At 59.9% G+C, this 23,086-nt stretch carries 24 protein-coding genes and 1 other RNA gene; 17 read left to right on the top strand and 8 right to left on the bottom strand.

Going from position 1 to position 23,086, the window contains the following annotated elements:
* Positions 1-87: 87 nt before the first annotated feature.
* The 4 genes from ACP15V_RS00375 to ACP15V_RS00360 all read left to right on the top strand — a co-directional run bounded on the left by ACP15V_RS00375 (position 88) and on the right by ACP15V_RS00360 (position 3,927).
* Positions 88-840 (top strand): cytochrome c biogenesis CcdA family protein, encoded by a 753-nt coding sequence (locus tag ACP15V_RS00375; RefSeq protein ID WP_424941702.1) that lies wholly within the window; start codon positions 88-90, stop codon positions 838-840.
* Between the two features lie 163 nt (positions 841-1,003).
* Positions 1,004-2,251, top strand: a complete 1,248-nt coding sequence (locus tag ACP15V_RS00370; protein ID WP_424941701.1) for a hypothetical protein — start codon at positions 1,004-1,006, stop codon at positions 2,249-2,251.
* Positions 2,248-3,627: a cytochrome P450 gene (locus tag ACP15V_RS00365; protein ID WP_424941700.1), complete on the top strand. Its 1,380-nt coding sequence runs from the start codon at positions 2,248-2,250 to the stop codon at positions 3,625-3,627. The genes ACP15V_RS00370 and ACP15V_RS00365 overlap by 4 nt, the downstream gene beginning before the upstream one ends.
* A gap of 21 nt (positions 3,628-3,648) precedes the next feature.
* Positions 3,649-3,927 (top strand): hypothetical protein, encoded by a 279-nt coding sequence (locus ACP15V_RS00360; protein ID WP_424941699.1) that lies wholly within the window; start codon positions 3,649-3,651, stop codon positions 3,925-3,927.
* A gap of 7 nt (positions 3,928-3,934) precedes the next feature.
* On the opposite strand, the gene ACP15V_RS00355 is transcribed toward ACP15V_RS00360, so the two are convergent.
* From ACP15V_RS00355 to ssrA, 6 genes are all read right to left on the bottom strand, one after another.
* Entirely contained in the window at positions 3,935-4,150 is a 216-nt protein-coding gene (locus ACP15V_RS00355; protein ID WP_424941698.1) for a ribbon-helix-helix domain-containing protein, read from the bottom strand.
* Entirely contained in the window at positions 4,147-4,329 is a 183-nt protein-coding gene (locus ACP15V_RS00350; protein ID WP_424941697.1) for a DUF4169 family protein, read from the bottom strand. The genes ACP15V_RS00355 and ACP15V_RS00350 overlap by 4 nt, the downstream gene beginning before the upstream one ends.
* Positions 4,329-5,723, bottom strand: coding sequence for a class II fumarate hydratase (gene fumC, locus ACP15V_RS00345; RefSeq protein ID WP_424941696.1), 1,395 nt, complete (start codon positions 5,721-5,723; stop codon positions 4,329-4,331). Before fumC ends, ACP15V_RS00350 begins: the two co-directional genes overlap by 1 nt.
* Before the next feature lie 241 nt (positions 5,724-5,964).
* Positions 5,965-6,495: an SspB family protein gene (locus ACP15V_RS00340; RefSeq protein ID WP_424941695.1), complete on the bottom strand. Its 531-nt coding sequence runs from the start codon at positions 6,493-6,495 to the stop codon at positions 5,965-5,967.
* 171 nt (positions 6,496-6,666) lie between these two features.
* A complete protein-coding gene (locus tag ACP15V_RS00335) occupies positions 6,667-7,089 on the bottom strand; it encodes an ester cyclase (protein ID WP_424941694.1) in 423 nt (140 codons plus the stop codon).
* A 182-nt stretch (positions 7,090-7,271) separates the two neighbouring features.
* Positions 7,272-7,649, bottom strand: a transfer-messenger RNA (tmRNA) gene (ssrA, locus tag ACP15V_RS00330).
* Between the two features lie 60 nt (positions 7,650-7,709).
* Here ssrA and ACP15V_RS00325 point away from each other — a divergent pair.
* On the top strand, positions 7,710-8,522 hold the full coding sequence (locus ACP15V_RS00325) for a hypothetical protein (RefSeq protein ID WP_424941693.1): 813 nt from the start codon (positions 7,710-7,712) through the stop codon (positions 8,520-8,522).
* An 18-nt stretch (positions 8,523-8,540) separates the two neighbouring features.
* Here the strand turns inward: ACP15V_RS00325 and ACP15V_RS00320 are convergent, their stop codons facing one another.
* Positions 8,541-9,260, bottom strand: coding sequence for a FadR/GntR family transcriptional regulator (locus ACP15V_RS00320; protein WP_424941692.1), 720 nt, complete (start codon positions 9,258-9,260; stop codon positions 8,541-8,543).
* Positions 9,261-9,441: 181 nt separating this feature from the next.
* Between ACP15V_RS00320 and ACP15V_RS00315 the strand changes: the two genes are divergently transcribed.
* The 7 genes from ACP15V_RS00315 (at position 9,442) to ACP15V_RS00285 (ending at position 14,720) form a co-directional block, all read left to right on the top strand.
* Complete coding sequence (locus ACP15V_RS00315) at positions 9,442-10,206, top strand: DUF2182 domain-containing protein (RefSeq protein WP_424941691.1); 765 nt, start codon at positions 9,442-9,444, stop codon at positions 10,204-10,206.
* Positions 10,207-10,230: 24 nt separating this feature from the next.
* Complete coding sequence (locus ACP15V_RS00310; RefSeq protein WP_055191758.1) at positions 10,231-10,863, top strand: DUF1326 domain-containing protein; 633 nt, start codon at positions 10,231-10,233, stop codon at positions 10,861-10,863.
* A 34-nt stretch (positions 10,864-10,897) separates the two neighbouring features.
* Positions 10,898-12,022 (top strand): dimethylsulfoniopropionate demethylase, encoded by a 1,125-nt coding sequence (locus ACP15V_RS00305; protein WP_424941690.1) that lies wholly within the window; start codon positions 10,898-10,900, stop codon positions 12,020-12,022.
* A gap of 45 nt (positions 12,023-12,067) precedes the next feature.
* Positions 12,068-13,060 carry an acryloyl-CoA reductase gene (gene acuI, locus ACP15V_RS00300; protein ID WP_424941689.1) on the top strand — a complete coding sequence of 331 codons (993 nt, stop codon included), beginning with the start codon at positions 12,068-12,070 and terminating at the stop codon, positions 13,058-13,060.
* A 143-nt stretch (positions 13,061-13,203) separates the two neighbouring features.
* Complete coding sequence (locus tag ACP15V_RS00295; RefSeq protein WP_424941688.1) at positions 13,204-13,662, top strand: hypothetical protein; 459 nt, start codon at positions 13,204-13,206, stop codon at positions 13,660-13,662.
* 9 nt (positions 13,663-13,671) lie between these two features.
* Entirely contained in the window at positions 13,672-14,079 is a 408-nt protein-coding gene (locus tag ACP15V_RS00290) for a contact-dependent growth inhibition system immunity protein (RefSeq protein ID WP_424941687.1), read from the top strand.
* Between the two features lie 188 nt (positions 14,080-14,267).
* Positions 14,268-14,720, top strand: coding sequence for an N-acetyltransferase family protein (locus ACP15V_RS00285; RefSeq protein ID WP_424941686.1), 453 nt, complete (start codon positions 14,268-14,270; stop codon positions 14,718-14,720).
* 76 nt (positions 14,721-14,796) lie between these two features.
* Here the strand turns inward: ACP15V_RS00285 and ACP15V_RS00280 are convergent, their stop codons facing one another.
* Positions 14,797-16,626, bottom strand: coding sequence for a BCCT family transporter (locus ACP15V_RS00280; protein WP_424941685.1), 1,830 nt, complete (start codon positions 16,624-16,626; stop codon positions 14,797-14,799).
* Positions 16,627-16,853: 227 nt separating this feature from the next.
* On the opposite strand from ACP15V_RS00280, the gene ACP15V_RS00275 reads away from it, so the two are divergent.
* The 5 genes from ACP15V_RS00275 (at position 16,854) to ACP15V_RS00255 (ending at position 23,022) form a co-directional block, all read left to right on the top strand.
* A complete protein-coding gene (locus ACP15V_RS00275; protein WP_424941684.1) occupies positions 16,854-18,434 on the top strand; it encodes a BCCT family transporter in 1,581 nt (526 codons plus the stop codon).
* Between the two features lie 268 nt (positions 18,435-18,702).
* Complete coding sequence (locus ACP15V_RS00270; protein WP_424941683.1) at positions 18,703-19,941, top strand: aminotransferase class V-fold PLP-dependent enzyme; 1,239 nt, start codon at positions 18,703-18,705, stop codon at positions 19,939-19,941.
* A 159-nt stretch (positions 19,942-20,100) separates the two neighbouring features.
* Positions 20,101-21,306: a class I SAM-dependent methyltransferase gene (locus ACP15V_RS00265; RefSeq protein ID WP_424941682.1), complete on the top strand. Its 1,206-nt coding sequence runs from the start codon at positions 20,101-20,103 to the stop codon at positions 21,304-21,306.
* Between the two features lie 84 nt (positions 21,307-21,390).
* Positions 21,391-21,834, top strand: coding sequence for a TrgA family protein (locus tag ACP15V_RS00260; RefSeq protein ID WP_424941681.1), 444 nt, complete (start codon positions 21,391-21,393; stop codon positions 21,832-21,834).
* A 51-nt stretch (positions 21,835-21,885) separates the two neighbouring features.
* Positions 21,886-23,022: an NUDIX domain-containing protein gene (locus ACP15V_RS00255; protein WP_424941680.1), complete on the top strand. Its 1,137-nt coding sequence runs from the start codon at positions 21,886-21,888 to the stop codon at positions 23,020-23,022.
* The last annotated feature ends 64 nt before the right edge of the window (positions 23,023-23,086 follow it).

Here is a 23,086-nt window from a genome sequence, read left to right as displayed (position 1 = left end):
TCTGTCCAGCATGCCGGTTCATCACGGTCGCGCGGATGTGACCATCTGGCAGGTGACAGCCCCCGCGCATTGCCCTATGTGGGGGATATGTTCGGAATTGACCTCATAGATGCGAGCCTTTTGCCCGCAATGATCGTGGCCCTGGTGGCCGGTGTGCTGTCCTTTCTCAGCCCCTGTGTGCTGCCGATTGTGCCGCCCTATCTGGCCTATATGTCGGGGGTGTCGATGGGGGATATGACCGAAGGCAAAACCGGGCAGGGCAAGGTGATCATGACCGCCGGGTTCTTCGTTCTGGGCCTGTCGACGGTGTTTCTGTTTTTAGGGTTCACCACCTCTGTTTTCGGGTCGTTCTTTTTGCAAAATCAAGGCTATTTCAACACCTTCGCCGGTGTTGTTGTGATGGTTTTCGGCGCGCATTTCCTCGGCGTGATCAACATTCCGTTCCTCAACCGCGAGGCGCGTGTGGATGCGGGCGACCAGGGGGGCAGTGCCTTTGGGGCCTATCTGCTGGGCTTGGCCTTTGCCTTTGGCTGGACGCCCTGCATTGGCCCGCAGCTGGGCATGATCCTGTCGCTGGCCGCCACCGAAGGGTCCGTGTCACACGGCACGCTTTTGCTCGCGGTTTACGCCGCCGGGCTGGGCCTTCCCTTCCTGCTGGTCGCCGCGTTTTTCCCGCGCATGGGGCCGCTGATGGCGTTCATGAAGCGCAATATGGAACGGATTGAGCGGATCATGGGGCTGCTTTTGTGGACCATTGGTCTTTTGATCCTGACCGGCGGCTTCTCGGCCTTTTCCTATTGGCTGCTGGAAACCTTCCCTGCACTGGCCACTTTGGGCTGACGGGGAAGGGGCGCTGCCCCTCGGCCATTCGGCCTCACCCCGAGGTGCTTTGGGCAAGAAAAAGAGCGGGCCGAGTGGGGCAAATCCACAGGCCGGGGCTTACTTTGGCCGCAATCCAGCGCTATCGTCTGATCAGATTGGGGCCAGAGAAAAGGCCGGGTAGATGGTGACAGACGGGTCGAACGGGCAGGAAATCCGCAGGCGGAGAGTGTTTTACATTCCCGGCTATGACCCGATTCATCCCCGCCGCTATCGCGAACTGTATCGCAAGGAAAGTGCACGCCAGGGGGCGATTTCCGGCTATGAGGTGGATCTGATCGGCCGTCAGGGCGCAGGCACCTATGGCTGGCAGGTCACGGGGCGGATGTCCGGAACAGAGACCGAGGCCGAGTTTGACGTGCTGGTCTGGTCCGACATCGTGCGCGACAGCATGGAATTGAACATCCTGCAGACCTATTTGCTGATGGCGCGCACCGCCTGGACCTATATCGGGTCCGGCGCGTTGCGCCGCCTGATGCGGCTGCGCAAAGGACCGGTGATCGCGGCCCTTTATCCGGTGGGCATGTTGATCCTGCAGCTGATCCTTGCGCTGTTGGCGGGGTGGATCATCGGCGGGGGCGCGGCGCTTTTGCTGGCGCCGCTGAGTGGGCCGACGATTGCAAGTGGGATTGGCGTCATTGTCGGCATCGCCGTTGTGGTCGCCGCTCTGCGGTGGTTTCGCAACATCGACAACAAGCTTTACGTTTATTACCTGATGCATGATTACAGCTATTCGGCGGCCTCGAAAGGTGCCAACCCGCCAAAGCTTGAGGCCCGTATGGCCGAATTTGCCGATCAGATCGCGGCGGCGCTGACAAGTGATGTGGACGAGGTACTGGTGGTCGGCCACAGTTCCGGCGCGCATCTGGGCGTGTCGATCCTGGCGGATCTGGTGCGGGACGGGCGGGTGCCGGCGGATGGGCCGAAACTGGGATTTTTGACGCTGGGGCAGGTGGTGCCAATGGTCAGTTTCCTACCCGATGCCTGGCGGCTGCGGCGCGATCTGCATGACCTGTGCCAGGCAGATCAGATCACCTGGATTGATGTGACCGCACCGGGCGATGGCTGTGCCTTTGCGCTGTGTGATCCGGTGGGCGTGTCCGGCGTGGCCCCGACCCCGGGCAAACGCTGGCCCATCGTCTTTTCCGCGGCGTTTACCAAAACGCTGAGCCCGGAACGCTGGAAAGCACTCAGATGGCGGTTCTTCCGGCTGCATTTCCAATATCTCTGCGCCTTTGACAAACCCGGTGACTACGACTATTTCCGCATTACGGCAGGACCGATAAGCCTTTCTGAGCGCTATAAAAACCGAAAACCGTCCGCCAGCCGCATTGACCGTTCCATATCGAAATATACGAGTATGGACCCATGACGAGCTGCCCGCATCTGCCCCCGAAACCGCCGGCGCGCGCCGGAAAAGTGTCGCTGCGCCGTTATGCCAAACTGTTTCGCGAAGACATCCTGTCAGCCCAGCCCGCGCGTCTGTATCGCGCCTGGATGGCGGAGTTTCGCACGCCGTTTTTCCGCAGTTACCTGTGCAACGATCCTGACCTGATTGATCTGGTTTTGAAGGGGCGCCCCGACGATTTTCCCAAATCTGACCGGATTCGCGAAGGGTTGGCACCGCTGTTGGGCAACTCGGTCTTCATCACCAATGGCGAGACCTGGAAACGCCAGCGGCGGATCATCGACCCGGCTTTTGAAGGCGGGCGGGTGCGGGATGTGTTCCCGGCGATGTGGGATGCCGGGGTGGCGGCGGTCGAGCGGCTGGCGCCGTTGGCCAACGGGCAACCCCTTGAAATTGAGCTGCAAACCAGTCATGCGGCGGCGGATGTGATCTTTCGCACTCTGTTTTCGATCCCGATCGAACATGACGTCGCGGGGGCCGTGTTTGAACGGTTCAAGGAACACCAGCGCGCGCAACCTGTGGTCAATCTGGGGGCCATCCTGCCCCTGCCGAAATGGTTCCCGCGCTTTCATTCGCGCCAGACCCGCGACACCGCGCGCGACATCCGCGCGCTGATCACCCAACTGACCGCCGAACGGATGGATCGGATCAGGGCCGGTACCGCGCCGGATGATCTGGCCACCAAGATCATGACCACCGAAGACCCGGTGACGGGCGCGCGGTTTGACACCGAGGAAATGGTCGACCAGGTGGCGATCTTTTTCCTCGCAGGGCACGAAACCAGCGCGTCGGCCCTGGCCTGGTCGCTGTATCTGCTGGCGCTATATCCCGACTGGCAGGCGAAGGTGGCGGACGAAGCGCAGGCGGCGATTGATCCGGAGAAGATCTATTTTTCAGTGATGTCAAAGCTGAAATTGTCGCGGGACGTGTTTCGCGAGGCGATGCGGCTCTATCCCCCCGTGCCGATGATGGTGCGCGAAGCGGCGTGCCCGGAAAGTTTTCGCAATCGCAAGGTGCCGAAAGGCAGTCAGATTGTGCTCAGCCCCTGGCACGCGCATCGGCATGAGCGGATTTGGCAGCGCCCGGATGAATTTGATCCCGGCCGGTTTTCGACGCCCGAGGGCAAAGAAAGTATGCGCGCGGCTTATTTTCCGTTTTCCTCGGGGCAGCGGGTGTGCCCCGGGTCGGCCTTTGCGATGATCGAAGGGCCGTTGATCCTCTCACTGCTTATCCGGGCCTACCGGTTTGAGATTGTAGAGCAAAAGCCTGCGATGCCGGTGGCGCATCTGACCGTGCGGGGCAAAGATGGGATCTGGTTGAAGCTCACGCCGCGCCGATAGACGGAAGATTGCAATTTTCCGATGCGTTTTCTTGCAAGAAAACGGCTAAACCACGCGCTGTATCGGTTCCTGATTGCAGAAAACCACCAGTTGCCCGGCACTTTCCACGGCATGAAATCCACGCCTTCTCAGTTCTGCCTCGAACGTTGGGCGCACGACATAGCGTTCAATATCGCGAAATTTGCGCCGAATGACGGCCCCTTGGCGGGCCGCTTTGGAGCTGAACAGATCCGTGATCCAAGCATCAGGGGAGAGGGGCGCAGGCATAGGCATACCAACAGCCTGACCTGCCTTGGTTAAAACGGCGTTAACCGCGATAATGGTTCAGCACATAAACCCGAATGGCCGAGGCCAACCCGCGGTCCATGCCACGTGTTTCATCCACTTCTGCCGCCAGCGCGTTCAGGGCCAGACCGCGAGATTTCGCAATCTCTTGAAAAGCCATCCAAAACTCTGGTTCCAACGACACAGACGTGCGGTGGCCACGCAGCGTGAGCGAGTGTTTTTGCGGGCGGGTGTTCATGTCTCATCCTCCTGTTTATGGTCTTCAAACAGGCGGGTCACCCGGTCGTTTTCGGCTTTCTCGACCGCTTTTTGCGCTTTGGTTCGGCCAAACGACACGGCGTTTTGATCTGCGCGGGCCTTTTTTTCGGCCCGCGCTTTTTCTTTTCGAAACCGGTTCAGGTTGACCGGTTTTGCCATCAGGCTTTCGGGCCGATCATCTGTTCGGGGCGGACCACTTCGTCAAAGGTTTTTTCGTCCACAAAGCCAAGCGCGATCGCCTCTTCCTTCAGGGTGGTGCCGTTTTTATGCGCGGTTTTGGCGACCTTTGTGGCGTTGTCATAGCCGATGGTCGGGGCCAGCGCGGTGACCAGCATCAGGCTTTCCTTCATCAGCTTGTCGATGCGCGGTTCATTGGCTTGGATGCCATTCAGCATCCGTTCAGTAAAGCTGTCAGCCGCGTCGCCGAGAAGCTGGATGGATTGCAAGAGGTTGTAGCTCATCATCGGGTTATAGACGTTGAGTTCAAAGTGCCCCTGCGATCCGGCAAAGGTCATTGCGGCGTTGTTGCCCATCACGTGGGCGGCGACCTGCGTCAGCGCTTCGGCCTGGGTCGGGTTGACCTTGCCCGGCATGATCGAGGAGCCCGGTTCGTTTTCCGGCAAGATCAGCTCGCCCAGACCCGACCGCGGGCCCGAGCCCAGGAAGCGGATATCGTTGGCGATTTTGTAGCACGACCCGGCGACGGTGGCCAAAGCGCCTGACATGAAGACCATCGCGTCATGGGCGGCCAGCGCTTCGAATTTGTTCGGCGCGGTCACGAAGGGCAGGTCGGTGATGCGGGCCATATTGGCGGCGACCTCTTCACCCCAACCTTGTTTGGTGTTCAGCCCGGTGCCCACGGCGGTGCCGCCTTGCGCCAGTTCGTAAATGCCGGGCAGGGCGGCCTTCACGCGGGCAATGCCCTGACGGATCATATGGGCGTAGCCGGAAAACTCCTGGCCCAGGGTCAGAGGCGTTGCATCCTGGGTGTGGGTGCGGCCGATTTTGATGATGTCCTTGAACTCTTCCTGTTTGGCTTCAAGACCGGCGAGCAGTTTTTCAAGGCCCGGCAACAGCACGTCACGCACCGACATGGCGGTGGCGATGTGCATTGCGGTCGGGAAAGTGTCGTTCGACGACTGGCCCATGTTGCAGTGATCGTTCGGGTGCACCGGATCTTTTGAGCCAATGACGCCGCCCATGATTTCGATGGCGCGGTTGGCGATCACCTCGTTGGCGTTCATATTCGACTGGGTGCCGGACCCGGTTTGCCAGACGACCAGCGGGAAGTTGTCGTCAAACTTGCCGGCGACCACTTCGCTGGCGGCCTGGATCACCGCGTCTGCGATGGCCGGGTCCATGTTGCCCGCGGCTTTGTTGGCCTCAGCACAGGCCTGTTTGATCACGCCAAGGGCGCGCACGATGGCGACGGGCTGCTTTTCCCAACCGATCGGGAAGTTCATCAGCGAGCGTTGGGTCTGTGCGCCCCAATATTTGTCGGAAGGAACTTCGAGCGGGCCAAAGCTGTCGGATTCAGTGCGGGTCTCGGTCATGTCATGCGCCTTTTTTCAAAAGAAACCGACGCTTTTCTACCCGAATGCGCGTTAAATTCAATGGGGCAGAGGTGGGAAAGACGGCGGAAAAACGGGGGTAGCGCCAACATTGCATGCAATCGTGCACAATTCTTGGCGCCTTCGGTCAAACCCCATGAACGGTCGCCACAACCTCTCCTGATTTTGAGCCATGCGCGGGGGGGACCCAGCAGGAGTGCCCGGCAGGAAGACCCGGCGCGATCTACTTGCGAAACTGGTCCAGGCTGACCACTTCGGCATCCTGATGCGCGCCCTCGGGGGCTTCGGATGGGTCATCTGCCTCCGCAGTGTCCTCTGCGGCTCTGGCGACATCTGCCTCGTCAATGCCTTCGCCTTCATCCTCACCTGCCAGATGCAGGTTTGCGTGATGGTCCTCACTGTCTTGCGTTTCAAACCGCAGGCCAAACTCCACGGACGGGTCGACAAAGGTATTGATCGCATCAAAGGGCACATACATCGATTCCGGACTATCCCCGAAGTTGAGGGTGACCGAAAACCCGTCATCGCTGACCTCGAGATCGGCAAACCAATGCTGCAAAACGATGGTCATATCTTCGGGAAATCGATCATACATCCAATCCGCCAGTTCGGTTTCCGGATGGCGCGTGTTGAAATTGATGAAAAAATGATGCTGACCGGGCAGCCCACCCTCCGCCACGTCGTCCAGAACGGTCTTGATCAGGCCGCGCATGGCATCATGCATCAGGTTTCCATAGTCGATGGTTGCGGACATGCTGCACCCTTGCTGTTTCCTGATCTGAGCATAAGCGAAATTTGGGCAAAAGGAAGCGGAGAGTTGATGGAAACATGGGCAAAAAACAAGGATGTGATCGCGGTTTTGAACGTGGCGGAGCCAGGCGTGAAGATCGCGCGGGTCAGCGGCGCCACCCAGCGAGATGACCGTTCAGCCAATCGTTTCCCCCGCCAGGCACAGTGCCAGAGTGTTTTCGGGTAACAGCCCAAGTTTTTCAAAAAGAGTGAGGAAATCCATTTGGTTATATGCTTCAACGATTTTACCATTGGCAAAGCGGCACATCACCTGTCCGGCCACTTCCACATCTGCTTCGGTCAGTTTACCTTTTGCCTTGCCGGACATTTGCGCCCAGACCCAATGGTCGGTTTCGACCACGCGGTTGAAGGTGATCTCGATCTCTTCGATCTGTTCAAGCATTGCGGCCACAAGGGCTTTGAAATCTTCGGGTCCCACGGTGAAATCCATCATGCCCTGGGCCTCGGCGTCAGGGGTGAAAAACTCATCAATACTGTCGAGATCCCCCTCGATCCAGACCTTGTTATACCAGCTTTTAAGGATGTCCAAATTCGACACGGCTCTCTCCGTTCTCGCTCAGGCGGGTTGCTCTGGTCAAATTCTCGCGGATTTATATGAACAAAGTCTTATTTTGAGACTTGTCCTTTTAGACAGGTGGCGCGGTCAGCGGGGCAGCGGGGCGATCATATTCCGGGGGCCGAGCCAAACACGTCAGATGTCAGAGGGGAAGTGCGGGGGAAAGTGCAGGTTTCTGTTGCCAGGTACCTGCGAACCCCGCCAAACGCGGCTAGGCGTAAGGACTTAAGTTTCGGCGACCCGAACTGCTTACGCAGCCAGAGCCATTGCCGGAGCTTTGTTGTCGTTTGCAACTAGCTTAAGTGAACCGATAACGGTGGTATCTCACCGAAACAAAGCTAACCCCTTTAGACGTCCGTCGATCCTGTTTCGCCCCCACGATATCAAGGTGTTCCCCAAGCGAAGGATGCCCCTGAGTGTTGTATGGTGGAGGCGCCGGGTACCGCCCCCGGGTCCGATCCGCTTATTACGAGCGCGTTTATGTCCATAGTCCCCGAGGGGACAGATCATATGTAGGGGGTGATGACGGGATTGAAAAGAGGGGGCAGAGGGAATAATCAAAGCTGTGAAGCTTTGAGTTGTTTTTAGAGGCGGTAGTTCTCGTGGTTTTTTCTATTTTTCGCCTTCTTGCCGGTGCCCGCACTCAGGTTTTGTTTCTGACAGTGCCTTACTTGGTTGTGCTGGTGGTCTACAGTGTCATTTCCGCGTTGTTGCTGGCGCAAATCAATCCCGAGCCGCAAATACTGCAATATCTGCAAATCACCTCTTGGCTGTCGGTACTCACAAGACTTTTGTTGGCGGTCCTCATGGCAATAGGGCTGTGGAGGTTTCTACTGCTACGAGAGAAACCGAGATGGTGTGGATTGCACACCCGGCCGGGTGTCGTTTGGCCCTGTTTGTGGAGGGGTACAATTGTTGCGCTGATCTGGTGGTTTGGATCGGAGTGGGTCGGCTATTTTTCCTATTTGCTTTGGGCAGTTTTCCAAAGTCAGAAACTCGACCCGATACCATTTGAAGTGTTCGGAGCCGCAGGGCTCTTTGTCAGGTATTTCCTGATGATGCATCTCATGTGTTACCTATGGCTTGGATTTATTGCTGTGGCCGTAGGGCACAAAAGAGTTTCCATGATTAGATCTGTTCGCATCTGCATGCGGCATCGAAAAGAAATCATGGTGGGCTGCGCTTTCTTGGCTGCGATTGCGGTACTTTCAGATCTTGGGATCATGTTGCCAAATTGGCCGTTGGCTCAGTTGGGCAGCCGGTGGGTGTCGATTGTCCTTTTGAATGCCGGAACATCGATCTTTGTATTGCTGGTCCCACTCATCGTGTTTTGGGGAACCGTTGCCATGATGGCAATGATCTACGCGCGTGAAATCCGCGCTCCGGTCTCTTCGGCGAAAGTGAACGCGGACTGAAAGCTGGGCTCACTCACATCAGCTTTGTGACAAACGAGTGCGCCCCAATTCGACCGTATAATCCGCAAGCTCTGAAAGGATGGCGTCAACTTGCACGCCATCCTGTCCTTCGATCATATCCGCCAGCCGCGTATGCAGCCCAACAATCCGATCCCGATCCCTTTGCGTATAGGTGATCATGTTCATCAGGGGCTGCATCGCCTCAACCGCGCCGGCCAGTTGGTAGGACAGCACCGGGTTGCCCGCGCCATCCACCAGGGCGCGGTGAAAGGCCACGTCCGAGGCACAGAAGGCTTCGTCGGTCAGGCCTGGTTGGGATTGGCGGTGGATTTCGGCGCGCATGGTGGCAAGGTGGTCGGCCGTCCGGCGTTGGGCAGAGAGCGGAGCGCAGGCACGTTCCAGCGCATATCGCGCCTCGCACGCAGTCTCGAAGTCCACGCGGTTCATGGACAGAAGCAGGGTCGAAGTGGTGATCTGCTGATCATAGGCGTCTTCAAATGACATGCGGTTCACAAAGGCGCCGCCGGTGGCTCCGCGCTGGGTGCGAATGAGGTTCTGCGCCGCCAGCCGTTTCAGGGCTTCGCGCACGGTGGGGCGCGAGACCGAGAACTGATCGGCCAGCTCTGCCTCGGAGGGCAGGCGCTGATCAACAATCAGGTCGCCTGCGATGATCGCATCACGAATGTCGCTGGCAATTTGCGCCGAAAGGTCCTGCGGGGTTTGTTTCTGCTCGTTCATGCCTTCCTGTGTAGGCGGCAAGGGGCGGGTCGGTCAACAGGACGCCGCGTCACTTTCGGGGGGCGAAGATTTCATTTGTCAGACAATTACAATTGCGCGTAGGTTTAAATGTAAGACAATTGCGACTCGGATGAGGATCGACATGCAGCTTGCTTCCAAAATAGCCCCGCGCCTTCGGCAGATGGCCGCCCCTCATTGGTTGGCGCTGTTTGGGCTGGTGGCCTTGGGCTGGCTGGTGCTTTACGCCATGGCGGTGCCGGCGGATCAGCTTGCGATGGCGCAGATTTACGGGGCGGAGTTCTGGCGCTCTTTGTGTATCGTGTCGCCGGATAAGGCCGGGTTCTGGGGGCTGTCTGCCATGTGGATGATCATGTCCGCGGCAATGATGGCCCCGACCGCACTTCCCGCGCTGGCGACCTATGATGATCTGATTGCATCGGGGGCGGGCACACGCCGGGGTTTTGCGGAACTGCTGGGCGGATACCTTGCCATCTGGCTGGGGTTTTCACTACTGGCCGCTGGGGCGCAGCTGGCGCTGTTTCAGGCGGGGCTGATCTCGCCCCTGGGGCAAAGCCTGTCGGCTTGGCTTTCTGGCGGGCTTTTGATTGGCGCGGGGTTGTATCAGTTTTCGGCGCTCAAAGAGAGCTGCCTGTCGAAATGCCGCCATCCGATGAGTTTTTACATGCAGTATTGGCGCGAGAGCCGCTGGAACGCGATCTCGCTTGGTCTGCGCCTAGGGGCGGTCTGCCTTGGGTGCTGCTGGGCCCTGATGCTGCTTGGGTTCGTGGGCGGGGTGATGAACATCGCCTTCATGGGGCTCGCCACCCTGATCATGATTTTCGAAAAGCTGCCGGAACTGGGCCGCTATATCACCAAACCGCTGGGCTGGGGACTGACGATCCTGGGGCTTGCGGTCATCACCAATGGCGCATTGACCCTGATCTAGGGCGCGCAAAGAAGGGAGAGAGAAATGGACGGGACGCAAATCGGCCAGGTTGAATGGGCCATCAAAGGGGAACTGATCCTCAATTGTAACTGCACGGTGTTTTGCCCCTGTGTGGTCAGCCTGGGGGATCATCCGCCGACGGAAGGCTATTGCATGGGCTGGGCGGGCATTCGCATCGACAGCGGCAATTACGGCGGTGTGGACCTGTCGGGCCTGAACGTAGGGCTTTTGCTGGAAATCCCCGGTCGTATGGCCCGCGGCAACTGGAAAGCCGCCGCCTATATCGACGAGCGCGCCGATGATGATGCGTTTGAAGCGCTCTGCCACATCTTCACCGGGGCCGCCAAAGGCACCACCGGGCTCTTTAAGATGCTGGTCAGCGAGTTTCTGGGCGCCGAACGCGCGCCGGTATCGTTTGAAACCGAAGGCAACACCCGTCGCCTGATTGTCGGCAAGGCCATTCGCGGGTCCGTGACCCCGGTTCCGGGCAAGGGTGGGGCCGATCAGGTGATCACCAACACCAATTACTGGATGGGGCCGGACATCACCGTCGCCAAAGCAGACGAGGCCCGCGTGCGCGCCTTTGGCCGGGTCTGGGATTTCGACGGCAAATCCGCCGAGATCTGCCAGATCGACTGGAAAGGCCCCGGTCGCTGACGCGGCCGGAGGTTCTGGCAAGGGAGCGCGACCCATGGCACAGACTGCCGCACTGATTTCACCCTCACGCCGTTTGCGGCGCACCCCTTTCTCTGATGGCGTCGAAGCTGCCGGGGTCAGGGGCTACACGGTTTACAACCACATGCTGCTGCCGACCGTCTTTCGGTCGGTGGAGGAAGATTATCGCCACCTGAAAGAAGCGGTTCAGGTCTGGGACGTGGCCTGCGAGCGTCAGGTCGAGCTGCGTGGCCCCGATGCCGCCCGCCTGATCCAGATGCTCACCCCGCGCGATTTGTCGAAAATGCGGGACGGGCAGTGTTTCTATGTGCCGATGGTCGATGAGACCGGGGGGATGTTGAACGACCCGGTGGCGGTGAAACTGGACGAGGACCGGTTCTGGATTTCCATTGCCGACAGTGATCTGCTCTTTTGGGTCAAAGGGTTGGCTTATGGGTTCCGGCTGGATGTGCTGGTGGATGAACCGGATGTCTCGCCGCTTGCCATTCAGGGGCCCAAAGCCGACGATCTGGCCGCGGCGGTCTTTGGCGACGCGGTGCGCGATATCCGGTTTTTCGGCTACAAGAGGTTGGCGTTTCAGGGGCGCAATCTGGTTGTGGCGCGCTCGGGTTACTCCAAACAGGGCGGGTTTGAAATCTATGTGGAGGGCAGTGATATCGCCATGCCGCTTTGGAACGCTTTGATGGAGGCGGGCAGATCCATGGATGTGCATGCCGGCTGTCCCAATGGCATTGAACGCGTCGAAGGGGGGCTTCTCAGCTACGGCAACGATATGACCCGCGACAACACCCCGCATGAGGCCGGTCTGGGGCGGTTTTGTTCGACCCAAAGCGCGCTGGGCTGTGTGGGGCGCGATGCGCTGTTGCGTGTGGCCAAGGAAGGCCCGGTGCAGCAGGTGCGCGCGATCGAGATCCACACAGGTGACGGGCGTCTGGTGCCACCCTGTGATCGCGCCTGGCCCCTGATGGATGGCACAAGACAGGTGGGGCAGGTGACCTCTGCCGCCAACTCGCCGGATTTCAGCACCGGGGTCGCCATCGGTATGGTGCGCATGACCCATTGGGAGAGCGGCACCGAACTGGATGTCATCACCCCGGATGGCCCGCGCGCGGCCACGGTTTTCGACACGTTTTGGATTTAACCGGGAGAGACCTCTGACAAGAGGCCCCGAGAGGAGGAGATGAAGATGTTTAAAGCACTGGTCATGGAGCAAAATGATGAGGGGCTGGCCGCGGCCCAGATCAAGGAGATCGACACGGATGCGCTGCCCGAGGGCAATGTGACGGTTGCCGTGGAATATTCCACCGTGAACTACAAGGACGGGTTGTGCCTCTCGGCCAAGGGCGGGGGGCTTGTGCGCAATTACCCCCATGTGCCGGGCATTGATTATGCGGGCACGGTCGAGGCGTCGGACGATGATCGGTATAAACCCGGTGACAAGGTGGTGCTGACCGGCTGGCGCGTTGGCGAAGTGAGTTGGGGCGGCTATGCCCAGAAGGCCCGGATCGATGCAGACAAGCTGGTGCCGCTGCCCGAGGGGCTGACCACCCGTCAGGCGATGGCCGTGGGAACCGCAGGGTTCACCGCAATGCTCGCCGTGATGGCGCTGGAAGATCATGGGCTGACGCCGGGCACTGGCCCGGTGCTGGTCACGGGCGCGGCGGGGGGCGTGGGCTCGGTCGCCACCGCCATTCTGGCAAATCTCGGCTATGAGGTGGCCGCTGTCACCGGACGCCCCGATCAGGCGGACTATCTGACATCGCTGGGGGCCACCACCATCGTGCCGCGCGAAGAGCTGAATGAAACCACCAAACGCCCGTTGGAGAAGGAAACCTGGGCGGGCTGTGTGGATGCCGTGGGGGGCGACATGTTGGCCCGCGTGCTGGGGCAGATGAAATATGGCGCATCCGTATCGGCCGTGGGTTTGGCGGGTGGCGCTGGGCTGCCGGCCACGGTGATCCCCTTCCTGCTGCGCGGTGTGAACCTCCTGGGTATCGACAGTGTGATGCAGCCTTATGACAACCGCCTGCGCGCCTGGGAGCGGATTGCCAAGGATCTGCCGATGGACAAGCTGGAGGCAATGATCAACCCGGCGACACTCGACGATCTGCCCCGTCTGGGCGCGGATATCCTGAAAGGTCAGGTCAAGGGCCGCGTGGTTGTGGATGTGAACGGCTGACAACCGCCGACCCCACGGCAAAAACTGGCTGGTTTGGGGGGATGCAAAGATGCCGCATTCATGTTTGTGAATGTAATTACTAGATCAAAGGGGTCCCGCGTTGGCGGGGCCTTTTTCTTTTTGGAACCTAAAGGGATACACCCATGACATCCGCTGTTAAGAGCTCTTTGAAAACCGCTTTCTCCGCCGCCATTTTGGCCCTTGGGGCCGCCGTGTCGCCTGCGCTTGCGGATGATGACGACACGCTGGTCACCATCCTGACCGCGCCGGATGCGCAAACCCAGATGATGGCGATGGTCCTGACGATGAAATCCGCCGAACAGGGCGTGCGCCCGCATGTGCTGCTGTGTGGTCCTGCCGCCGATATGGCGCTGAAAGACGCCCCCGACAGCGCCACTGCGCCGCAAAAACCGCTGGGCGTTGGCCCGCAGGCGTTGATGCAGAAGATCGCCGGATTGCCCGGTGCCAAGGTTGAGGTTTGTGCGATTTACCTGCCCAACAAGGATGTGGGGCCAGAGGTGTTGCTGGACGGTGTTGGGGTCGCGGCCCCGGACGCGATGGCCAAGGCGATGCTTGAGGCCGACGCACGGATGAGCTTTTAAGGCGCTCCCATGACCGGACCAGACCAAAGACCAGAGGGGCGCGCGCGGGCGCCCCTCGACCCGAAGCCACAGGCCGATCTGAACCGGGCCGACCTGACCCAGATCGACCTGACCCGGACGATTGAGCAGATCGAAGGCGTGGTCTGGCCGATGCCCTGTTGCGCCCCATATCTGGTGGCACAAAGTCACGCGCTGCGGCGCAAACCGATCGGCACCTTCACCACCGAAGATCTGCGGCTGATGGTGGATCAGGATGTGGGCGCTGCGATCCTGAAACCCTTGGTTCTGGCGCGGTTGGCGGACAGTCCACTGGCCGAAGGGGCGTATTATCCCGGTGATCTGCTTGAGGCGGCGATGAAACGCTGGCCCGAGGACGCTGAGGTCCGTCGCCTGGCCCAGGAGGTGGGAAAACGGTAAGCGGGGCTTGACCCGCCCCGGACGATGCGCGAGAAGGCTGCTATGAAGATGACCATGCACAGCGCTGTCTTTTACGCCTTGTTCTCATAGAACGGGTGGAAACGCATGTGCAGACACTGACGACCGCCCCGAGGGCGGTTTTTTCTTTTCCAACTCCGTCTTTCGGGAGCTGAGAAAGGAAAGACAAGATGGACAATCTGACAATACGGCCCGTCGAGGCGCGCGATCTGCGGGCGCTGGGCGATCTGGTAAGCAGTTTGGCGCGCCACCACGGGGATACCGCGCGGGTGACACAGGCCAGCCTTGCGCGCGACTGTCTGGGGCAGGCGCCCTGGCTGCGGGTGCTGGTGGCCGAACACCATGGCGGTCTGGTGGGCTACGCAGCCCTGTGCCCGCGCGCCCGGATGCAATTTGGTCAACGGGGGATGGAGCTGCACCACCTCTTTGTGCATCGCCCGTTGCGCGGAGCGGGTGTGGGGCGGGCATTGCTTCATGCCGCTGCAGAGCTGTCGCGGCAAATGCAGGCAGATTTCCTGACCGTGGCGGCCGAGGTTGGAAATGACCGGGCACAGCAGTTTTACCAAGGGGCCGGGTTCGCCCCCTCAACAGCAGACGCGGCACGGTTTCAGCGGGCGCTGTGATGCAGGAAGACGGGGTGGGGCAAAAGAAAACGGCGCAGGTTTTACCCGCGCCGCATTCTGTTTTTAACCTGGTCGCTTATTCAGCCACTTGGGCCTCGGCGCTTTCGGCATGTTTGTCACGCAACCCGTCGCGGTAAAGCGCCTTGGTCAGCGACACCATCATCAGCCCCATGACCGCGGTAAAGGGCAGCGCCCCGATGATCATCGCGTTTTTCAACGCATCCATCGGGTTGTTGTCCCCGGCAGCCATCAGAAGCGTGCCGATCACCAGTGTCAGGATCACACCCCAGACGATGCGGTGCTTGATGCCGGTTTCCTGTTCGCCGCCCGACATGATGGTGTTCATCACCAGAATGCCCGAGTCCGCCGAGGTGACCAGGAAGGTCAGGATCAGCACCACACACATCACGGTGATCGCCGAGAGGAACGGACCCGAGATCATTTCGCCCAGCGTAACAAAGAGCTTTGCAGTGTTTGACGCGCCGATGATGGCGCCCTCTGCGCCGCCGGTCAGCTCCAGATCAATGGCCGTGCCGCCAAGGATGGTCATCCAGGCAAAACACACCAGCGCCGGGGCAAAGACGCAGCCCACGATGAACTCGCGCACCGAACGGCCCTTGGAGATGCGGGCCAGGAACAGGCCAACGAAGGGCGAGAAGGCAATCCACCAAGCCCAGTAGAAAGTGGTCCAGCCAGCCTGCCAGCCAAACTGACGGGCGGGTTCACCGGCGGCGTAGACCTGACGCAGCACATCTTCGGGCAGGGCGGCAGCATCGCCTTCCAGGCCAGAGACAAAGCCCCCATAGCTGCCCCAGGCGTTGGTGGCGCCCCCTTTCAGGGCGTCCGCCAGAGGGGCGGCGGCTTCGGGCAGGTTCGCGGTAAACTCGCCCGCGGGCTGCGGACCATAAGCGCCAAAGGACAATTGCACGATATGCAGGATATAGTCGATCAGGGCCGAGCCGTAGGTGGACATGGCAAAGAAGAACGACCCGAAGATCACGAAGGTGCCCAGCAGGATCAGCGACAGAACCAGGTTCAGGTTCGACAGGTATTTCACCCCGCGCCCCACACCTGACACAGCCGAAATGATCGACAGGCCCATGATCATGACCAGACCGGCCACCAGGCCAACCTTGCCCGGGGCAGGGGCTTCGCCCGACATATCCATCATCCATTCCATTCCGGTGATCGCATAAAGGCCATCGATGAACTGGCTGACGCCAAAGCCGATGGTCACCGAGACACCAAGAATGGTGGCCACAACACCCAGCACGTCAACCACATGACCAAAGAACCCGTTCACGGCCTTGCCAAACAGCGGTGTCAGCGCCGACCGGATGGTCAGCGGCATGTCACGCGTATAGGCGTAATAGGCCAGCGACAGCCCGGTCAGGACATAGATCGCCCAGGCATGGAACCCGTAATGCAAGAAGGTATAACGATACCCGGATTGCAAAGATTCCGGTGTGTTCGGGGCAACGTCCCCGGTCAGGATCACCGGGTTTGATCCCCACAGGCCCAGCGGTTCGGCGGTGGCAAACACCATCAGCCCCACACCCAGACCGGCCCCGAACATCATCGAGAACCAGGAGAAGTTGGAGAACTCGGGCTTTTCCCCCGGCAGCCCCATCACCCGTCTACCCGTCGAGGGCAGGATGGCGACGATGGCCAGAAAGAACAAAAACAGCCCGACGATGATGATGTAGAAACTGTTGAAGCCTTCCAGAAGTTTCCAGTTCAGGCTGCCCAGTGTTGAGTTTGCATTGGCCGGAAAGACCAGTGCCCAGATCACCAAGGCGACCATGATCCCCTTCGAGATCAGCGCAATCGGAACGCTGTTCCCCTCATAAAACCCGGAGGAAGCTTTTGGGATCTCCAGCTCCGTAAACGGTGGTTTGATACTCATGTTATTCCCTGTCTTTTATCTTCTTCTTGCAGGGGACGGGTGCCAATTGCCCCCCATGCGCACAAGAGTGAGGTCTTGAACGCGTGAAGCAATGGTCAAAAAGGACAGGGTTGGGTTCATTTGCGACACGTGTGTCGGTTTTAGGCGGTAAAGGGTCTCTTGAACCCAGACGTGAATCACCCTTCTCCGCAGGGTCGCGGCATACTGAAGGAGTAAGGAGGGTGCCCGTGGCACAAGAAACAGATACAGACTATGAGGTCGGTCAGGACAACGTCCAGATCTTCGGGCTCGACTTTCACAATCCCGTCTTCGGGATTTCCGCAGCGGTCATTCTGGCCTTCGTGTTCTTCACGCTGGTTTTCAAGGAAGGGGCCTCGGAGTTCTTTGGCTGGTTGCGCCCTGCGCTGACCAGTTCGTTTGACTGGGTATTCATGCTGGCAGGCAACATCTTTGTGGTGTTTTCGCTGATCTTGGTGGTCAGCCCCTATGGCAAGATCCGCCTGGGGGGGGCGGACGCCAAACCGGATTACAGCTATATGGGCTGGTTCTCGATGCTGTTTGCCGCGGGCATGGGCATTGGCCTGGTGTTCTGGGGTGTGGCGGAACCGATTTCGCATTACGGCGCGTCGCTGGGCGGCACGGCGGTCGAGGGCGGTCTGCGCACCGACTGGGCGCCTTTGGGCGCCGCTGCTGACAATCCAGAGGCCGCCCGCGATCTGGCGATGGCGGCCACGATCTTTCACTGGGGTCTGCACCCCTGGGCGGTCTATGCGGTTGTGGCGCTGGCTTTGGCGTTTTTCAGCTTCAACAAGGGCCTGCCGCTGACCATGCGCTCGGTCTTTTACCCGATCTTTGGCGAAGCGACCTGGGGATTTGCGGGGCACGTGATTGACGTGCTGGCCGTGTTTGCGACCATCTTTGGCCTTGCCACCTCGCTGGGTCTGGGGGCCTCACAGGCGCTGGCCGGTCTGAACTACCTCTTTGACGTGCCGGTGTCCGATGGCATGAAAGTGTTCCTGATCGTCGCGATCACCGCGTTTGCGCTGGTGTCTGTTGTGGCCGGTCTGGACAAGGGGGTGAAGCGCCTGTCCGAGGTCAACATGGTGCTGGCGGCTGTGCTGCTGATCCTGGTGATCATCGTGGGGCCGACGCTGGCGATCCTGACCGGGGTCTTCGACAACCTTTGGGCCTATGCGGTGAACCTGCCAGCCCTGTCGGGTGTGATTGGCCGTGAAGACACCAACTTCATGCAGGGCTGGACGGCCTTCTACTGGGCGTGGTGGATCAGCTGGTCACCGTTTGTGGGCATGTTCATCGCGCGTATCTCGCGCGGGCGCACCGTGCGCGAGTTCATCACCTGCGTCTTGATCATCCCCACCGTTGTGGGCGCGATCTGGATGTCCGTCTTTGGCGGCGCTGCTTTGGATCAGGTGATGTCGGGGGCCGGTCAGGCGCTGTCGGATGCGTCGCTGGAACTGAAAATGTTCTCGATGTTCGAAGCCTTCCCGATGACCGGGATCCTCAGCTTCATCGGCATCGTGCTGGTGATCGTGTTCTTCGTGACCTCGTCGGACTCGGGGTCGCTGGTGATCGACCAGATCACCGCGGGCGGCAAAACCAACGCCCCCACCGCACAGCGTGTGTTCTGGTGTATCCTGGAAGGCGCCATCGCCATTGCGCTTTTGCTGGGCGGCGGATTGGCCGCGCTTCAGGCCGCCGCGATTGCAACGGGCTTCCCCTTTGCAATTGTGCTGGTCCTGATGTGTGTGTCGATCTTCCTGGGCCTGCGTGGTGAGCGCAAAACCTAAGCGGCAGCGTCCCCATCGGACAAACACCGTGGAAGGGCTCCCATCCGGGGGCCCTTTATTCATTGCAACTATTTCCGCCTTGACCCGTGGCTTGCCGCTGGCTAGCAATTCTTATGAAATCGTCATGTGCCAATTGCACATGTCTGCCCGTGGGGGACACATCCCATGTGGCTGGCTGGAGGACCTGCCGGAACGGGAGCCCCCGGACCGTCGTCCCACGCTCCCAAACAAGAACTGCGGTCGTATCGCCGCGATAGGGGAGCGAGAAATGAAAGACCTTGAAACCACAGACTTGGACATCAATTGGGTGCGCAGCCAGTTTCCGGCCTTTGCTGAACCCAGCCTGACGGGGCAGGCGTTCTTCGAAAATGCCGGCGGGTCTTACACATGCCAGCAGGTGATTGATCGTCTGACCCGCTATTACACCCAACGCAAGGTGCAACCCTATGCGCCATACGAGGCCGCCATATTGGCGGGTGCGGAAATGGACGAAGCACGGGCGCGGCTTGCCGCAATGCTGGGCGTCGATACCGACGAGCTGTCCTTTGGCCCGTCGACCACGCAAAACACCTATGTGCTGGCCAACGCCTTTCGCCAGCACCTGACCCCCGGTGATGCAATCATCGTGACCAATCAGGATCACGAGGCCAACACCGGCCCGTGGCGGCGTTTGGCAGATGAGGGGTTTGAGGTCCGCGAATGGCAGATCGATCCCGACACCGGCCATCTGGACCCTGCCAAACTGGATGACCTGCTGGACGAGAAGGTCAAACTGGTCTGCTTTCCGCATTGTTCCAACGTGGTGGGTGAGATCAATGATGTGAAAGCGATCTGTGCCAAGGCGCGCGCAAACGGGTCTTATACCTGTGTGGATGGGGTCAGCTATGCACCGCATGGGTTGGTGGACGTTGGGGATCTGGGCGCGGATATCTACTTGTTCTCGGCCTATAAAACCTATGGGCCCCATCAGGGGATCATGGTGATCCGCCGTGCGCTGGGCGAGGCGCTGCCCAATCAGGCGCATTATTTCAACGCGGATTGCCTTTACAAACGCTTCACGCCCGCCGGGCCGGATCACGCGCAGGTGGCGGCCTCAGCCGGGATGGCCGACTACATCGAGGCGCTGGCGGCAGAGCATGGCGTGCCTGACGGCGGGGCCACGGCAGCTCGTGCGGCCCACAGCCTGATGCGTGCCCGTGAGGTGAAGCTGTTGCAACCGCTGCTGGATTACGCCAAAGCCAAAAACTCCGTGCGGCTTTTGGGGCCGGATCAGGCCGCACCCCGTGCGCCCACCGTGGCGCTGGCGGCGCAGATCGCGGGGGAAGACCTGGCCACCAAACTTGCGCCGCTTGGCGTCATGGCAGGGGGGGGCGATTTCTACGCCGTGCGCGCCCTTCAGGCGCAGGGGGTGGACCCGGCGCTGGGCGTGCTGCGGGTGAGTTTTACCCATTACACGACCGAGGCCGAGGTGACCAAGCTGATCGAGGCGCTGGATCAGGTGTTGTAGCAATACGGAGGGTCATACAAACTCCGCAGAATATTCTTTCACGAGTTTTGGTCCTGCGAGGCGGGCGGGTTTCTGCACATGCAAAACCGCCCCCTTGTCCGCTCCCCCCGCCTCCGCTTAGCCTTATGGTATTCAAAAACATGGATTTTGGGGGGAGCCATGATCCTGACCACCACGCAAGGGCAGAACGATCTGCCCCGCTATTTCGCCCGTGTCTTCGAATTTGTCTCAGACATGAACACGGGCCAGCTGGATTTTATCCTGCCCGATGGGCGGCGGTTTCGTGTACACGGCGCGCGACCCGGGCAGGTGGCGGAAATCCATGTGCATGACGAAGATGTCTTTGCCCGGCTGATCCGCGAAGGCGATCTGGGCTTTTGCGACGCCTATATCGAAGGGGGGTGGTCGACCCCGGATCTGCAGGCGCTTCTTGATTGGATTCAAGATGATAACGACCGGATCTATGACGGGTTTCCCGGCCTGATCTTCGTGCGCGCCTACGAACGGCTGCGCCACCTGATGAACTCCAACTCCAAGAAACAGGCCAAGAAAAACATCAGCCACCACTACGATCTGGGCAACGCGTTTTACGCGCTGTGGCTGGATGACACGATGACCTATTCCTCGGCGCTGTTTCGGTCCGGGCAGGAAAGCCTGGAGCGCGCGCAGGAACAGAAATACGCCTCGATGCTGGATCAGATGGGGGTGGGGCCGGGGGATCATGTGCTGGAAATCGGCTGTGGCTGGGGCGGCTTTGCGGAATTTGCCGCCCGCCGGGGCGTGCGCGTGACCGGCCTGACCATTTCGCAGGAACAGCATGATTTTGCCGTGGAGCGGATTGCCCGCGCAGGTTTGTCGGATCTGGTCGAGATCCGGATGCAGGATTACCGCGACGAGACTGGGAAATATGACGGGGTGGCCTCGATCGAGATGTTCGAAGCGGTGGGCGAGAAATACTGGCCCACCTATTTCAACACGGTGCGCACCTGCCTGCGCCCCGGCGCCCAGGCGGTGCTGCAGATCATCACTATCACCGAAGACCGCTTTGAGAAATACCGAAAAGGCGTTGACTTCATACAGAAATACATCTTTCCGGGCGGCATGTTGCCTTCTAAAACGCGGCTTCGCGAAGAGGTCAACAAGGCGGGGCTGGCGTTTCGTGACCAGATCACCTTTGGCGAAAGCTATTCCGTGACCCTGCGCCGCTGGCATGGGGTCTTTAATGACAAATGGTCCCGTGTGGCAAAGCTGGGGTTTGATGATCGGTTCCGTCGGATGTGGAATTTCTACCTGACCTCTTGCGCTGCGGCCTTTCATTCCGGCAATTGTGACGTGGTGCAAGTGACCTTGCAAAATCCGGATTGATGGGGCGATAGTGGGCATAACACGTGACCACCCCGCAAGAGGGTGGAACGACTGCTGCTATGGGGTCCGAGGAGGAGATCGAGCATGCCCACCGCATCCAAACTTGTTGCTGCCGTGTTCTTCGCGGCGCTGGCCTATTTTCTGGCCGATCTGATCAAACCGCTTCTGCCTGAAGGGCGCAGCTATGCCATGTTTTCCCCTGCCTTCGCCGGGATAGGGCTGTTGATCGGTTGGCGGTTTACCGGCCATCGGCTTGGCCGGGGGCTGGGGGATGCGGTTGGTATTGGTCTGTCCTCGGCGTTTTTACTGGCGTTTTGGGGGCTTGTGCTGTTTTCCGGCGCAGAAATGATCCGCCTGTCTTTGCGCAAGGCCTATGACGGACCGGTCGAAGCAATCCGTGGCGCGATCGAGATTGCGGTGGAATATGTCCTGCTGATTGCCCCTCAGCCCGATGTGATGGGGACATTGATCATCGGTAGTCTGGCCGGGGGTGTTCTGACCCGTATGACGGCGGCACGCTGGCGCTGAGTTTATTCCCCTGTCCATCATTCCCCTGTCCATCATCTGAGAGTGTTTCCCATGAAAACCCTGTTTTTCTATGGCACCTTGCGGTTTCGCCCGCTTCTGGATCTGGTGCTGGACGGCGAGACCTATGCGGTCCGGCCTGCCGTGCTGGCGGATCACGCCGTCTATTGGGCGCAATCAGGTGGCGAGGATCAGGTGTTCCCGATGATTGTTGCGGAACCGGGCGGCTCGGCGCAGGGGGTTCTGGTCTCCGGGCTAAGCAAGGCGGCGATTGAGCGGCTCAATCATTACGAAGGCGGCTTTGCCTATACGCTTTGTGACATGCGGGTTGAGGGGCCAGACGGGCCCGCATTGGCCGAAGTGTATTTCCCCGAAGCGGGGCTCTGGTCACCCGGCGCGCCCTGGTCGCTTGAGGATTGGGCAGATCGATGGGGCGAGATGACCCTAGCGGCTGCGGAAGAGGTCATGTCCTACATGGGGCAGCTGTCGCCGCAAGAGGTGGCGGCGCGGTTTCCGATGATCCGTCTGCGCGCCGCCAGCCGGGTGCGGGCCAAGGCCGAGCCCAGCCCGGCAGCGCTGCGCACCGACTGGGGGCCGGACAGGACCCGTGTCGCCAGACGAGAGCGGCCCTATGTGAATTTTTTCGCCATTGAAGAGCGTGACCTCGCCTTTCCGCGTTTTGACGGAACCATGAGCCCGGTGGTGAACCGCGCGGCGTTTCTGGGGGGCGATGCGGTCACCGTGCTGCCGTATGATCCGCATCGCGACGCGGTTTTGCTGATCGAACAATTTCGGGTTGGGCCGTATATGCGGGGCGATCTGCACCCGTGGATCCTGGAGCCCATTGCGGGGCGGATCGATCCGGGTGAAACGCCAGAGGCCACGGCGCGGCGCGAGGCGCTGGAAGAGGCGAACCTGACCATTGGCGCTTTGGAACATGTGGGCGATTATTATCCAACCCCGGGGGCGGTCACGGAATATCTTTATTCCTACATTGCGATCTGCGATCTGCCCGACAGTGCCGCCGGGCTTGGCGGCATGTTGGGCGAGGCTGAAGATATTCGCAGCCATGTGATTTCCTTTGACCGGCTGATCGACCTGGTGCAATCGGGCGAGGTGGACAATGCGCCCTTGCTGATTTCGGCCATGTGGTTGATGCAAAACCGGGATCGGTTGCGTGGCGCTGTTTAAGGTCAGTGGTGAAGCTCGTCTTGAAGTTGGCGCCCTGCGCACTTACACATGTGGGGAACAGAAA

The sequence above is a fragment of the Aliiroseovarius crassostreae genome, assembly GCF_049803815.1.
In the GTDB taxonomy this organism is placed as follows: Bacteria; Pseudomonadota; Alphaproteobacteria; order Rhodobacterales; family Rhodobacteraceae; genus Aliiroseovarius; species Aliiroseovarius crassostreae_A.
The sequence above is the reverse complement of the archived record's forward strand: the minus strand, read 5'-3'. Positions and strand labels throughout refer to the sequence as shown.